This is a genomic window from Glutamicibacter sp. JC586, from assembly GCF_009805585.1.
GTDB lineage: Bacteria > Actinomycetota > Actinomycetes > Actinomycetales > Micrococcaceae > Glutamicibacter.
Map to the genome: position 1 here is coordinate 311,386 of NZ_VHIN01000002.1, position 13,127 is coordinate 324,512.

Here is a 13,127-nt window from a genome sequence, read left to right on the forward strand (position 1 = left end):
CTACTGTTTTCCTTCTTCGTTGGGCTCGACGCCTGCAATCTCATGCTGGGAGAGATCCTTGCGCAAAAGTAATCCCGCCCCACCAGTAAACTCAATATTTCCAATTCGCGCAGCACCAAACATTTGATCGAATCCAAGTGAAAGTTGCAGCGCTATCGAAGCTTCGTTTCTCGCATTCACAACGCACCATGCCTCCTTGGCACGTTCCGAAATCCAGCGAAGTCGCGCCCGAGACAGAATAGCTGCAAACCCCTGACGTTGGTACTGCCTGGAAATTTCAACCCCAGACAAGTAATACCCACACGGAACGGCCTGGTCTTGAGGATCCCACCAAGCAGCTCTCGCCCAACCGACCAACTGGCCTGTGGCATTTTTGAGCACCAGTTGACACTCATTGTTACCGAACAGCTCAGGGCGGCTATTGCGTCCCAAGGACTTCGACAGAGCTCGCACTGCGTCGAAGTCTTCTGGGAGCATTAGCTGCGGGCGCATCGAGAAAGTTCTTGGCTAGCTAAGCGTCATTGGCTTTGCTGGCAAGGGATGAACGCTTTTAATCTTCTCTGGCGTTGCATAGTCAGCGATGCCAAGGCTCATCTTGGTGAAATCGAGTTTGGCTTCGCGGATGCAGGTCTTGATGGCAGCCACAGCAAGCTTTGGTGCCGGAGTAAGGACGCGGATGTTCAATTTGCGTGGTGCAAAGTCGCTAGACTCAACTGTTCCTAGGCCACGCCATGCCAGGTGACCGGTGAGAGCTTCCTTGGCTTTCTTCTCCAAGTACTGATCACGCTCGGTACCGGATGCAGATTTCAATGCGTACTGCACAATGACCCACGACTGATCTTCGTCTTTGACTTCTGCGTAGCCTTCATCGGTGCAGGCCTGAAGGAAACCAGCAAAAAGCTCGTCGGCACGATCATTGTCAACATCTTGCACGTCGCTGGTGGTGGACATGTGGCCAACACTGCCATGGTTAATAACGAATTGGCCCAGTTCACCATCTTCGAACTGCTGGAACCACGCTTCACGGAAGTGCAGCACGTTCTTGTCATCTAAACGGTAGGTGCGAATAATCGCCATTGTTTTCCCTCTTCAGGTAAGTAGAAAATTCAAGTGAGAGTGTCTAGCTGGTGACTAGGCTAGCCACCTTGGCAAGCCATTGGTTTCTGTATTCCTGACTAAATGGAGCTGCGTCAGAGGCGACTTGTTCGAGTAGCTCACTAGCTGCCGCTCTCATGCTGGTCTTTAGATCGTCGGGATAGCCCATGGATGCACTGTGTTCTTCAAATTCGTCTTCATCGTCTAGGAACGTCCCTCGGCTATGCGAACGAATGACGTCCAAATCGAGATCTATTGAATTCACTTCCCAGCCGCCGGACTTCATCGGTTGCCAGCCGATCTGGTGAGATAGGTCGATATATACATCAAAATCTTCGGCACTGTCCGAATACAACGTCGCAATCCACGAGCCTTCGTGCGGAATCAGACATAGCGCGTCAGTTTCAGCCAAATGAGCAACACCAGGTCGGGCTACCAGTGATCCACTTGGCTGGTGTAGCCAGTGTCCATGTTCGTCGTGACCGAGGTAAAACCCCGGAACTACCCAGTGCGGCGTGCGGTTATATTTCCACGCGCGTGCGACAACCAACTCCCCGAAAGGGATTTCCCTCGGTGAGCGTGGCAGCCCTTCAGGACATCCCTGAATCTGTGTCATAGCTTTGGGATCTGTCCGGTCGGAAGGTCTTGGCCTGGGAGAGGTCGGGCAAAAGGTACCTTGGTTCCCAGTACCTGCGCAAGGGTGTCGCGGGCAACCTGTTGGGCGGTCAGGCCCACCCGGTCAAGAACCTCCGAGCGTGTACCGTGCGCCAAGAATTCGGTGGGCAATCCAACTTCGTTCAGTGCGGTGTCCACACCTGCTGCGCGCATTTCGGTACGCAATCGAGAACCTACGCCACCGGCACGAACGCCGTCTTCTATGCAAACAACGATGCGGTGGCGGGCAGCCAGAGAAATTACGGAGGTTGGCATCGGCAGAACCCAGCGTGGGTCAACTACGGTCACAGACACGCCCTGGCTATTCAGACGTTGCGCAACATCCAAGGAAATTTCACTCATGGCGCCGACGGACACGATCAGCACATCTGGAGCGGACCGGTCCCCCAAACGTGCCAGCACGTCAACGCCGTCAGGCAGGCGGTCTACAGCCTCAACTGGTTCTCCTACTGACCCCTTGGAGAAACGAACCACGCTGGGTGCATCGTTAATTTCTAGAGCTTCGCGTAATTCTTCTCGAAGACGGTCAGCATCGCGCGGTGCCGCCAAGTGCAGGTTCGGCACGATCTGCGTCAAAGCCATATCCCACATTCCGTGGTGGCTGGCTCCATCTGGTCCGGTGACACCGGCACGGTCCAGGACGATTGTCACTCCGGCCTTGTGCAGAGCCACGTCCATGAGTAGCTGGTCAAAGGCCCGGTTCAGGAAGGTTGCGTATACGCAGACCACTGGATGCAAACCACCAAATGCCAGACCCGCCGCGGTAGTCATCGCGTGCTGCTCTGCAATACCTACGTCAATAACACGCTCAGGGTGTTCTTCAGACATCTTCTTTAAGCCCACCGGCTGCAACATGGCACCGGTAATAGCTACGATGTCATCACGCTCATTAGCGACCTTGGCAATTTCTTCGCCAAACACGCTAGTCCAGCTTTGAGCGCTTGGCTTTGAAACTGGCTTGCCCGTGGCCGGGTCAATCACGCCTACTGCGTGGAACTGGTCGGCTTCATCGGCCAGGGCCGGAGCATAACCGTGCCCCTTTTCGGTCAATGCGTGCACAAGAACCGGGCCACCGTACTGCTTGGCCTGCTGCAAAGCCTCTTCTACAGCTGCCTGATTGTGACCATCGATAGGGCCGATGTATTTGAGTCCAAGGTCTTCGAAGAGTCCCTGCGGGGCCCACCAGTCTTTGATGCCCTTCTTGGTGGCGTGCAATGACTTGTAGGTGAATTTGCCGACTGGACCTGAATCTTTTAGACGACCCTTGAGTTTGTCCATGGCGTTCTCGTACGCCGGATGGGTGCGGAACTTATCTAACTGCTGACGCAGACCGAATAGTTGATCGGCTAGACCACCAATGGTAGGTGCGTAGGAGCGACCGTTGTCATTGACCACGATGATTGCCTTGCGGTCCTTATCGGCAGCGATGTTGTTGACCGCTTCCCAGACCATACCGCCGGTCAGTGCGCCGTCGCCGACCAAACCAACGGCATAATTCTCGGTGCGACCGGTGAGCTTGTTGGCACGTGAGATGCCGTCCACCCAAGAAAGTGAGGAGGAGGCGTGTGACGATTCTACGATGTCGTGTTCAGACTCTGCCCGGTCGGGGTAACCAGAGAGGCCTTCCTGCTGGCGAAGGGTTTCGAAGTTCTGGCGACCTGTCAGCAGCTTATGAACATACGACTGGTGACCGGTGTCGAACACGATGGAGTCCGTGGGTGAGTCAAAGACCCGGTGAATGCCAAGAGTTAGTTCAACTACACCAAGGTTTGGACCAAGGTGACCGCCGGTACGGGCGACGTTGTCGATGAGGAAGGTACGAATTTCCTCGGCAAGGTCATGTAGTTGTTCTAGGGATAGCGCCCGAAGATCGCTTGGTTTCTTGATGGTCTTAAGCAAAGACACGCTCGTCCCCTTTACATATTCGCCCGTAGTGGCTGTGAGCCCATGCGAAATACTTAGTCTACCGCGTTGGAATCTTCTCCCATTATCCGCCACCGTTTCTCATAGCGCGAATTTCTGGGCAATGAGCTTGGATACCTTGACCCGTGTTGATGAACAGTACACATTTATTCGAACCTAGCTAGAGCCTCGTGAATCATCTGATGTCCTTGTGCCTCAAACTCGACATCCCCGACTTGGTAAGCCCAAATCGCTGTGCCGATGGCTTCGCGCAATAGCATGATCGACCATTGAGGTTCCTGCCGTGGATCTTCGCCATAACCTTGAACGAAAGCTGACTCTAGCGCTGGGCGTCCTTTGAATTGTTGGCTGGCCAATCTAGCGAAGTCGCTTGCGGCCGGGCGGAACTCGAACCTTCCAAAATCTATGACGCGCATCCGCCCGTCCTCCACTAGCCAATTTCGTGGTTGCCAATCGCCATGCGTTGGTACAAGCAAAACGCCCTTTGGATCTTGCGCACCTAAGATTCGTTCCATCTGCTGGCATTGGCCGAAGCTAATGCGATGTTCCGTCGATAATAGGTGACGGATTTTTTCGGTCAATCGGGACTCATAGTGTTGGTCGAGGTGCTCAGCTTGTTGGTGGAAGAGCTTCAGTGCGGCCCCGGCTTGATGGTAAATGTCGGGACTAAATTCATGACGTGTACCTACGCACAGTGTGCCTGTTAGATATTCCAGGACCATCAACCGTAGTTCCTCGTTATGGAACAACATCCTTGCGGCGAGACCATGCGATATCAACGAGTCGGTATGACGTCGGTGTGCCTGGAGCTCACGAGAAATATGATGGCTTCCTTCTCCCCCAGTTTTGAGAATGAGATCCCGCTCATTTGAGCGAATGTGGAGCACTTTTGTGTCGCTAAGGTTCCACGAGTAGTCGCTGACCACCTCAACATCCCCAAGCCACCCGTTAATCTGGGCTGTTTGTTCAGCATCCAAAAACTGTGCCAGATGAAAATGGACCATTATTACACCGTGTGCTTCTTATACACCAGATGCTCCGCACTTGCGTATCCGCTGGTGAAGCCAAGAAATTGTAGCCCCAATCGGTCGCAGACTTTCTGCGACGGATAGTTTCGCGGATCCACGATCGCAAGCACCTGCTGTCTTGCATTGGACTGCTTGGCATACTCAAGCACCACACTGGCAGCTTCTGTGGCGTACCCGCGTCCTTGAGCCTCGGGGTGCAAGTGCCAGCCAATTTCGCTGGGTTGATCTTCAAGGTTGATGTCGATGTAGCTTTGCATGTTTTTACTCATCGGCTTGCACAATAGATTTCCGACGAGCCTACCGGTGTCGCGTCGTTCAATAGCCCAGATCCCTTGCCCCGCTCCACACACATCACGTCGTCGATTTATGGATGCCTGTGCTTGTTCAAGGGAATTCGTCAGGCTAGTTCCTGGTCCAAGATAACGCATCGTTTCATATCGCGATTCTAGGTCCAGTAGGAAAGGGGCATCCGCCACATCCCATGAACGTAAGCGCAACCGTTTAGTGAACAACTCCTTCACCCCATCTCCTTTCCGCAAAACGTGAACCTTGATCGTGGGCGCTGGATCATAGAGTTCAGCTTCATCTCTGGGTAGGCTGTAGCTATGTCAGAGGATGTTCCGGTGAGTCACACCACGCAACGATATTCTTCTTTGGCCACAGCTTATATCCAGCTGTTCGGCAACGTTGAGCGGGCAGAGCCTGAAGATTACCATCTCATCACACACTGGGTCCAAGGGCTCAACGGCCCTGTCTTGGATGCTGGATGTGGACCAGGTCAATGGACGCAAGTTCTTCATGGTCCCGATCATCCGGCTACTGGTGTGGACATGGTTCCCGAATTCTTAGAACACGCCACAGCAAATTTTCCTGGCTGTTCATTTCAGCAAGCTGACATTGCGGCGTTGCCCTTTCCTGACGAAACCTTTTCCGGAATCCTCTCCTGGTACTCGATCATCCACACCCCACCAAGAGCGCTCACTGAGGTTTTGAAGTCATTTGCACGGGTGTTAGAACCCGGAGGCCAGCTGCTTCTTGGTTTCTTCGCGGGTAATCGGGTAGAAGCTTTCGATCACAAGGTCGCTCAAGCATGGTATTGGTCGCCCGAAGAGTTATCCTTCCGGCTTAGCCAGGAGGGTTTCGAGGTGACAGATACCGTGGTGCGAACTAACGATTCCACGCGAACGCATGGTCATCTGCTAGCAATACGCAGATAGTAGTCAGTTGACGATGAGAGGCCCAAGGCAAAATGCCTTGGGCCTCTCATGTACCGGTGTTGCGGTACTACCTTCGATTCTTCTCAGCCTGAGCCGAGTAGTACCTACTAGTTAGCAGCAGCGATCTGGCGCAGTACGTACTGCAAGATGCCACCATTGCGGTAGTAGTCAGCTTCACCTGGGGTGTCGATGCGCAGAACTGCGTCGAACTCGGTAACCTTACCCTCTGGCGAGGTTGCGGTAACCTTCAGGGTCTTCGGGGTGACACCGTTGTTCAGCTCGGTCACGCCTGCAACCGAGAAGGTCTCGGTACCGGTCAGACCCAGCGAATCAGCGGACTCGCCCTCTGGGAACTGCAGTGGCAGAACGCCCATACCGATCAGGTTCGAACGGTGAATACGCTCGAAGGACTCGGTGATAACAGCCTTGACGCCCAGCAGTGCGGTGCCCTTAGCAGCCCAGTCACGCGAGGAGCCCGAGCCGTATTCCTTACCACCAAGAACAACCAGCGGAGTGCCGGCAGCCTTGTAGTTCTCTGCAGCGTCGTAGACGTAAGCCTGCGGAGCACCTTCCTGGGTGAAGTCGCGGGTGAAGCCACCCTCAACGCCGTCCAGCAGCTGGTTCTTGATGCGGATGTTAGCGAAGGTACCGCGGATCATGACTTCGTGGTTACCACGACGCGAGCCGTAGGAGTTGAAGTCCTTGCGATCCACACCGTTCTCGATCAAGTAACGGCCAGCCGGGGTTTCCGACTTGAACGAACCTGCAGGCGAGATGTGGTCGGTCGTGACCGAATCGCCGAGCTTGAGCAGAACGCGAGCGCCGTCGATATCCGAAACAGGCTGAGGCTCTGCGGTCATGCCCTCGAAGTAAGGTGCCTTACGTGCGTAGGTCGACTTTTCGTCCCATGCGAAGGTTGCGCCTTCAGGGGTGTCTAGTGCCTTCCAGCGCTCGTCACCTTCGAAAGCGGTCTCGTAGCCCTTGGCGAACATGTCCTTGTCAATCGACGAGTCCATGATTTCCTGGACCTCAACTGGCGATGGCCAGATGTCCTTCAGGAAGACGTCGTTGCCCTCGGAGTCCTGACCCAGTGCGTCGGTCTCGAAGTCGAAGTCCATGGTGCCAGCCAGTGCGTAAGCGATGACCAATGGCGGGGAAGCCAGGTAGTTCATCTTCACGTCTGGGTTGATACGGCCTTCGAAGTTACGGTTACCGGTCAGAACTGCGGTAGCTGCCAGGTCGTTGGCGTTGATAGCCTCGGAGATTTCAGCGTCCAACGGACCGGAGTTACCGATACAAGTTGCGCAACCGTAGCCAACAACGAAGAAGCCAAGCTGCTCCAGGTATGGCATGAGGCCGGACTTCTCGTAGTACTCGGTGACAACCTTCGAGCCTGGTGCGACCGAAGTCTTAACCCATGGCTTGGAGGACAGACCCTTTTCGGCTGCGTTGCGAGCCAGAACGGCTGCGGCCAGCATGACCGAAGGGTTGGAGGTGTTGGTGCACGAGGTGATCGAAGCGATCGAAACCAGGCCGTGGTCCAAGGTGAACTTGGTGCCATCTTCCTTGGTAACCTCTACTGCGGTCGACGGACGTCCAACACCCTGGGTGTCTTCTGCGTCGGAAACGTAGTTGTGCAGATCCTTGCGGAACTGTTCCTTCGAGGAAGACAGCTCGATGCGGTCCTGCGGACGCTTCGGGCCGGCGATCGATGGAACAACGGTGGACAGATCCAGCTCGATGAATTCCGAGAAGCGGATTTCGCGGCTTGGGTCGTGCCACATGCCCTGTTCCTTGGCGTAAGCCTCAACGAGGGCCACGTTCTCTTCGCTACGGCCGGTCAGGCGCAGGTAGTCGAGGGTGACATCATCGATTGGGAACATTGCGGCGGTGGAGCCGAATTCTGGAGACATGTTACCGATGGTGGCGCGGTTTGCCAGTGGCACCTGTGCAACACCTTCGCCGTAGAACTCTACGAACTTGCCAACCACACCGTGCTTACGCAGCATTTCGGTAATGGTCAGAACCACGTCGGTTGCGGTAGCGCCGGCTGGGATCGAACCAGCGAGCTTGAAACCAACAACGCGAGGGATCAACATGGAGACAGGCTGGCCAAGCATTGCTGCTTCGGCCTCAATGCCACCAACGCCCCAACCCAGAACGCCCATGCCGTTGACCATGGTGGTGTGGGAGTCGGTGCCAACGCAGCTATCTGGGTAAGCACGCAGTACACCGTTGACCTCGCGGGTCATTACGGTGCGAGCCAGGAATTCGATGTTGACCTGGTGCACGATACCGGTTCCCGGTGGGACGACCTTGAAGTCATCAAACGCGGTCTGGCCCCAGCGCAGGAACTGGTAACGCTCGCCGTTACGCTGGTACTCGATTTCCATGTTGCGCTCTACAGCGCCCTTGAAACCGAAGGTATCAATCTGCACAGAGTGGTCGATGACCATTTCAGCCGGCGCAAGTGGGTTCACGCGGGTTGGATCGCCGCCGAGTTCCTTGACGGCCTCACGCATGGTGGCCAAGTCAACAACACAAGGCACACCGGTGAAGTCCTGCATCAGGACTCGAGCTGGGGTGAACTGGATTTCAGTGTTTGGCTGCGCCGACGCATCCCACTGACCCAGTGCATTAATGTGCTCGTTGGTTACGTTCGCGCCATCTTCGGTACGAAGCAGGTTCTCAAGCAGAACCTTAAGGCTGTAGGGAAGGCTTTCTGAGCCTTCGACCGTATTTAGTCGGTAAATTTCGTATTCGGTTCCATTGACGTCAAGTACGCCCTTGGCACCGAAGCTGTCCACATTGCTCACGTGGGACTCCTCTCGCCAGACACTCATACTGTTGCACACGCACACTGTAATTCCAGTTAGGAGTTCCTAACTGAGATAGTCAGGGTCCTAGCGCGGCAGAGCTAAAAACAGTCTATCGCCAACTGCCAGAAAAAGACTCCTCGGAATAAATTTTCGCCTAAATTCGTGTCTCAACGGACAGATTTATGTGACTAACGGCGCACAAAAAGCCCGATGGACTCCATATGGTGCGTATGTGGGTATAAATCGTGAATTTCCATGTGCTCTAATTCGTAGCCTCGGGAGGTCAAACGAGCGATATCACGTGCCAAAGATGCCGGGTCGCAGGACACGTAACAAATCCGAGAGACGCCACTTGACCCCAATTCCGCAGCCACTTGCTTATCAATTCCGGTACGCGGCGGATCGAGGACCACCGCATCAAGATCTGCGTCGCGGGCCACCTGACGAAGAACCTTTTCAACCCGTCCACGGATAACGGTGGCCTGAGAGTAATCACGCAAATTCTTCTTGGCGTCAGCGTGCGTTCCCGGCGCACCTTCGATAGAAAAGACTCGTCCCTCGCGCCCCACCGCCTTGGCCAGCGGAGCAGAGAACAGGCCGGCACCAGCGTAGAGATCAGCGATCTTTTCACCACGAGCAGGATCCAACAAATCCATGACACGTTCGCTGAGTAGGGTTGCGGCCGTGCGATGAACTTGCCAGAAGCCTTCACCGGTAATCCGGAACTTCTCCCCCAGAACCTTTTCATTCAGCCACGGCGAACCGGCTAGTGTCTGCAACGACCCCTTGCCATCAGCTGCTGACCCTCCACGCTGACTGAAGGATGCCACGTTAACCCCTTCAGGGAACTGCTTAGCCACCTTGGCAGCTGCACCTGGGGAAACCTCTGAGAGCAGCACCAAAACGGTACGATCATCCGCGCTCGAAACGGCAACTTCAACACGATCAATACCCGAGTAGTTGACCGTGTAGATTCCGCTGGCTTCAATGGCCGGATGCGCTAGCGGCATGTGGGCAATAGGGGTCAGTTCATTACTTCTGAACCCGCTCATTGCTAGTTTCCCGCCGGCATCCACCGAGTAGGACATGCGGGTGCGCCACCCCAGACCGTCAGCTGATCCGGCAACGGCTTGCACCTGAGGGAAGTTGTAATCTTCAGCTTTCAGCCCACCCAAGCGCGTGAACTGTTCGGCAGCAACCCGCGATTTGAGCTCACGTTGATGTTCCAATGAAATGTGCCCAAATTCGGCACCGCCCACAGGATCACGGTGCTTTAGCGCATCAGCGGCATCCCAGAAGTGGGGCACTCGATGGTCACTTGCTTCATGAACCTCGACGACGTCCGCGCGCCAAAATTTTGCCTCCGTGGCAGAATCGGTCAAACGAACCGACACAAGCTCTCCAGGAATGCCGTGACGAACGAAAATTACGCGTCCTTCATGGCGGGCAACGGTATGTCCACCATGGGCGATGTTGCCCAAACGGACTTGGAGCATAGGTGATTCAGTCATGATATTTTCTTTCGTAAGAAGCATTTTTAGCGGTGCGCGGAGTACTCTTCAGTGGCTCCGCCTCCACGTAGTTCGGGGTTGGCACTACGCAATCGCCATGGAACTGAAGCAATAACAACTCCAGGTTCATAGTGCAGGCGGTTCTTTACACGTAAGGCAGTCTGGTTGTGCACCAGCTGTTCCCACCACTTCCCCACTACGTATTCGGGAATGTAAACAACAATGAGTTCTCGCGGCGAGGCACGTTTGATGGAGCGAATATGCTCAATCAGCGCGCCTGGAATATCTCGGTAGGGCGACGCCAAAGCCGTAATTGGAACCGGGATTTCTAGTCGATCCCAATCCTTGAGAGTCGTCTCAGTTTTTTCTCGCTCAACATCAACAATGATGGCTTCTAGCTTTGAAGGTCTGGAAGCTCGGGCGAAGGCCAAAGCTCGTAGCACCGGCTTGCGAACCGAAGAAACCAAAACCAACGCGTGCACACGAGACGGTAGGGCCGTGACGGCATAGTCTTCATCGACTTCCAGCTCGTCGTCGACCTTTTGATAATGACGTTGCAAGGAATCCATAATCAGCATCAGAACCAGAATGCCCAGCACCGCAAGCCACGCGCCGTGAACGAATCTGGTAACCAACACAACAACAAGCACCAGTGCAGAAAGGACCAGTCCTACGAGATTTAGCAAACGCTTACGCTGTTTTGCTGCGCGGATTCGCCGGTCTGAAATAGGTACCAAGACACGTTTCCAGTGTTTGAGCATTCCTAGCTGGCTGAGCGTAAAGGAAACAAAAACACCCACAACGTACAGCTGTACCAGCAAGGTAACGTCACCCTGGAACAGCAGTACTAAGATGATCGCCGCAACCCCTAGGGACAAGATGCCGTTGGAGAATCCCAGACGATCACCACGCGTTCGTAGCTGACGAGGTAAAAACCCGTCAGTAGCCAGATGGCTGGCCAGCAGCGGGAAAGAGTTGAAGGCTTGATTACCGGCCAGAAGCAGAACGGCGATGGTCAGGACGGATACGATGATCAGGCCCAAGGTGTAGTCACCAAATACGGCCTGAGCAAGCTGTCCCAAAACCGGTACCTGTACGAAATTCGGTGAAATCGGCTGGCCATGAAGTAAGAAGGAGGACTGAGGATCAGCCACCACCTTGATGCCGGTGGCTCGGGCCAACATGAGCGTTCCCAAGGTTAGAACGCCAGAGAGTAGACCAAGAACCAAAAGGATCCGGCCGGCGTTTTTTGCTCGTGGCTTGGCCAAGGTCTGAACGTTAGAAATAGGAACTTCGATACCAGTCAAGGCTGCAGAGCCGGTACTGAAGGCACGCAAAATTAGCAAGGCACCAACAACACCGTGCAGGCCATTTGTGAACTGAGCCTCGGGAACGATGGTGAACTCGGCGCTTGGGGCGTGGCCGAGGTTTCCGGTCAGTGCCATCACACCACCGATGGCGATCAGCACCAACATTCCCGCCACAAATAGATAGACGGGAATGGCCAGAGTCCATCGCCCCTGCCCGGTGCCGCGTAGGTTGCCGACGACCAAGACTGCCACCAATGTTGCAGCTACCCAGGCTTTGTACTCGCCCAGGAACGGGAAAATCGCGCTGAGATACGCGGCGGCCGAGGAAGTCGAAACTGCGACTGTCAATACGAAGTCAACCAAGAGCGCCGCGGCCACTGCTGTGCCAGGACGTGCGCCGAGGTTCTTCTTAACGATTTCGTAGTCACCGCCGCCCGAGGGGTACTCAACCACGGACTGTCGATACGAAAGCACCAACACCACCAGGACCGCGAGTACCGCAAGGCCCACTACTGGCGAGAGCATCGTGGCTGCAATACCAGCCATGGCTAGGGTAAGCAGGATTTCATCGGGCGCGTACGCCAAAGAGGACAGGGCGCTGGAGGAGAAAATCGGCAGCGCAACGTTAGGTGGGAGCGGCTTCTTTTTCAGCTGTTCAGTGCTGAAAGGCCGGCCCACAAGAATCCTCTTGAGACCATCAAATAATGCAGGCACGAGATAACGTTATCGCAGGTGCGCAAGCCACACGGGAGGTTCACCGCCAATAATCTTTGCCCGAACAGCGCTATTGTTGCATTCGGAGCACACTTAGACAGTGCACCTAACAAACAGCACGAGCAGCAATCCAAGGAGTTCTTGGTGGCACATTTTGTGATCATGGGATGCGGACGCGTCGGCGTTTCACTGGCCCATACACTGGATTCAGCAGGGCATTCAGTAGCCATTATTGATCAGGATGCCCATGCGTTCCGGCGCTTGAGCAAGGACTTCTCTGGACTGACGGTCACTGGTCGCGGTTTTGACCGAGATACCTTGCAAGCCGCTAAAATCGACGAAGCTTATGCTTTTGCCGCTGTCTCCAGCGGTGATAATTCCAACATTCTTGCTACGCGGGTAGCTCGCGAAAGCTATAACGTGCCACATGTTGTCGCACGTATTTACGACCCAGGGCGTGCCGAAATATATCAACGTCTAGGCATCCCCACCGTAGCTGCCGTGCGTTGGAGTACAGATCAGGTCCTACGCCGAATCTTGCCGGACTATTCGATGCGCGGAGACTACCGCGAACCTTCCGGCCGTTTGGTACTTTCCGAAGTTGCCCTACATCGAGAGTGGTATGGCCGACTGGTTAAGGATTTAGAGGCTGCATCCGGAGTTCGCGTGGCTTATCTGACTCGCTTTGGCGAAGGGACCATCCCACAAAACCGCACGCGGATCCAGGGCGGCGACTTAGTGCATGTGATGATGCGCCTAGACCAGAGCAAGGATGTTGAAAAAATTCTTGCAAGCCCCCCGACTCCACTGTCCAACGACTAATTGAGAGGACCTC

Annotated in this window: 11 protein-coding genes; 2 read left to right on the forward strand and 9 right to left on the reverse strand. The window is 54.9% G+C overall.

Features of this window, described 5'->3' with window-relative positions:
* The 6 genes from FJV47_RS01670 to FJV47_RS01695 form a co-directional block, all read right to left on the reverse strand.
* A complete protein-coding gene (locus FJV47_RS01670; protein ID WP_370514878.1) occupies positions 1-492 on the reverse strand; it encodes a GNAT family N-acetyltransferase in 492 nt (163 codons plus the stop codon).
* A 15-nt stretch (positions 493-507) separates the two neighbouring features.
* A complete protein-coding gene (locus FJV47_RS01675) occupies positions 508-1,077 on the reverse strand; it encodes a hypothetical protein (protein WP_159609408.1) in 570 nt (189 codons plus the stop codon).
* Positions 1,078-1,120: 43 nt separating this feature from the next.
* Positions 1,121-1,711 (reverse strand): DUF402 domain-containing protein, encoded by a 591-nt coding sequence (locus FJV47_RS01680; RefSeq protein ID WP_159609410.1) that lies wholly within the window; start codon positions 1,709-1,711, stop codon positions 1,121-1,123.
* Positions 1,708-3,675: a 1-deoxy-D-xylulose-5-phosphate synthase gene (gene dxs, locus FJV47_RS01685; RefSeq protein WP_159609412.1), complete on the reverse strand. Its 1,968-nt coding sequence runs from the start codon at positions 3,673-3,675 to the stop codon at positions 1,708-1,710. Before dxs ends, FJV47_RS01680 begins: the two co-directional genes overlap by 4 nt.
* 164 nt (positions 3,676-3,839) lie before the next feature.
* Positions 3,840-4,697, reverse strand: a complete 858-nt coding sequence (locus tag FJV47_RS01690; protein ID WP_159609414.1) for a phosphotransferase — start codon at positions 4,695-4,697, stop codon at positions 3,840-3,842.
* A 2-nt stretch (positions 4,698-4,699) separates the two neighbouring features.
* Positions 4,700-5,242, reverse strand: a complete 543-nt coding sequence (locus tag FJV47_RS01695; RefSeq protein ID WP_159609416.1) for a GNAT family N-acetyltransferase — start codon at positions 5,240-5,242, stop codon at positions 4,700-4,702.
* A gap of 84 nt (positions 5,243-5,326) precedes the next feature.
* Between FJV47_RS01695 and FJV47_RS01700 the strand changes: the two genes are divergently transcribed.
* Positions 5,327-5,938 (forward strand): class I SAM-dependent methyltransferase, encoded by a 612-nt coding sequence (locus FJV47_RS01700; protein ID WP_159609418.1) that lies wholly within the window; start codon positions 5,327-5,329, stop codon positions 5,936-5,938.
* Positions 5,939-6,045: 107 nt separating this feature from the next.
* On the opposite strand, the gene acnA is transcribed toward FJV47_RS01700, so the two are convergent.
* From acnA to FJV47_RS01715, 3 genes are all read right to left on the reverse strand, one after another.
* Entirely contained in the window at positions 6,046-8,754 is a 2,709-nt protein-coding gene (gene acnA, locus FJV47_RS01705) for an aconitate hydratase AcnA (RefSeq protein ID WP_159609420.1), read from the reverse strand.
* A gap of 191 nt (positions 8,755-8,945) precedes the next feature.
* Entirely contained in the window at positions 8,946-10,268 is a 1,323-nt protein-coding gene (locus FJV47_RS01710) for a class I SAM-dependent RNA methyltransferase (RefSeq protein ID WP_159609422.1), read from the reverse strand.
* 26 nt (positions 10,269-10,294) lie between these two features.
* Positions 10,295-12,292, reverse strand: coding sequence for an APC family permease (locus tag FJV47_RS01715; RefSeq protein ID WP_200831927.1), 1,998 nt, complete (start codon positions 12,290-12,292; stop codon positions 10,295-10,297).
* 144 nt (positions 12,293-12,436) lie between these two features.
* On the opposite strand from FJV47_RS01715, the gene FJV47_RS01720 reads away from it, so the two are divergent.
* The gene (locus FJV47_RS01720) at positions 12,437-13,114 is read left to right on the forward strand and encodes a TrkA family potassium uptake protein (protein WP_159609424.1); all 678 of its coding nucleotides are present in this window, start codon (positions 12,437-12,439) and stop codon (positions 13,112-13,114) included.
* The last annotated feature ends 13 nt before the right edge of the window (positions 13,115-13,127 follow it).

What these genes read in the sequence shown, in the direction of transcription:
- FJV47_RS01680 (WP_159609410.1), bottom strand. Translation starts at nt 1,711, where the DNA reads ATGACACAGATTCAGGGATGTCCTGAAGGGCTGCCACGCTCACCGAGG.
- FJV47_RS01690 (WP_159609414.1), bottom strand. Translation starts at nt 4,697, where the DNA reads ATGGTCCATTTTCATCTGGCACAGTTTTTGGATGCTGAACAAACAGCC.
- FJV47_RS01675 (WP_159609408.1), bottom strand. Translation starts at nt 1,077, where the DNA reads ATGGCGATTATTCGCACCTACCGTTTAGATGACAAGAACGTGCTGCAC.
- FJV47_RS01710 (WP_159609422.1), bottom strand. Translation starts at nt 10,268, where the DNA reads ATGACTGAATCACCTATGCTCCAAGTCCGTTTGGGCAACATCGCCCAT.
- FJV47_RS01670 (WP_370514878.1), bottom strand. Translation starts at nt 492, where the DNA reads ATGCGCCCGCAGCTAATGCTCCCAGAAGACTTCGACGCAGTGCGAGCT.
- FJV47_RS01700 (WP_159609418.1), top strand. Translation starts at nt 5,327, where the DNA reads ATGTCAGAGGATGTTCCGGTGAGTCACACCACGCAACGATATTCTTCT.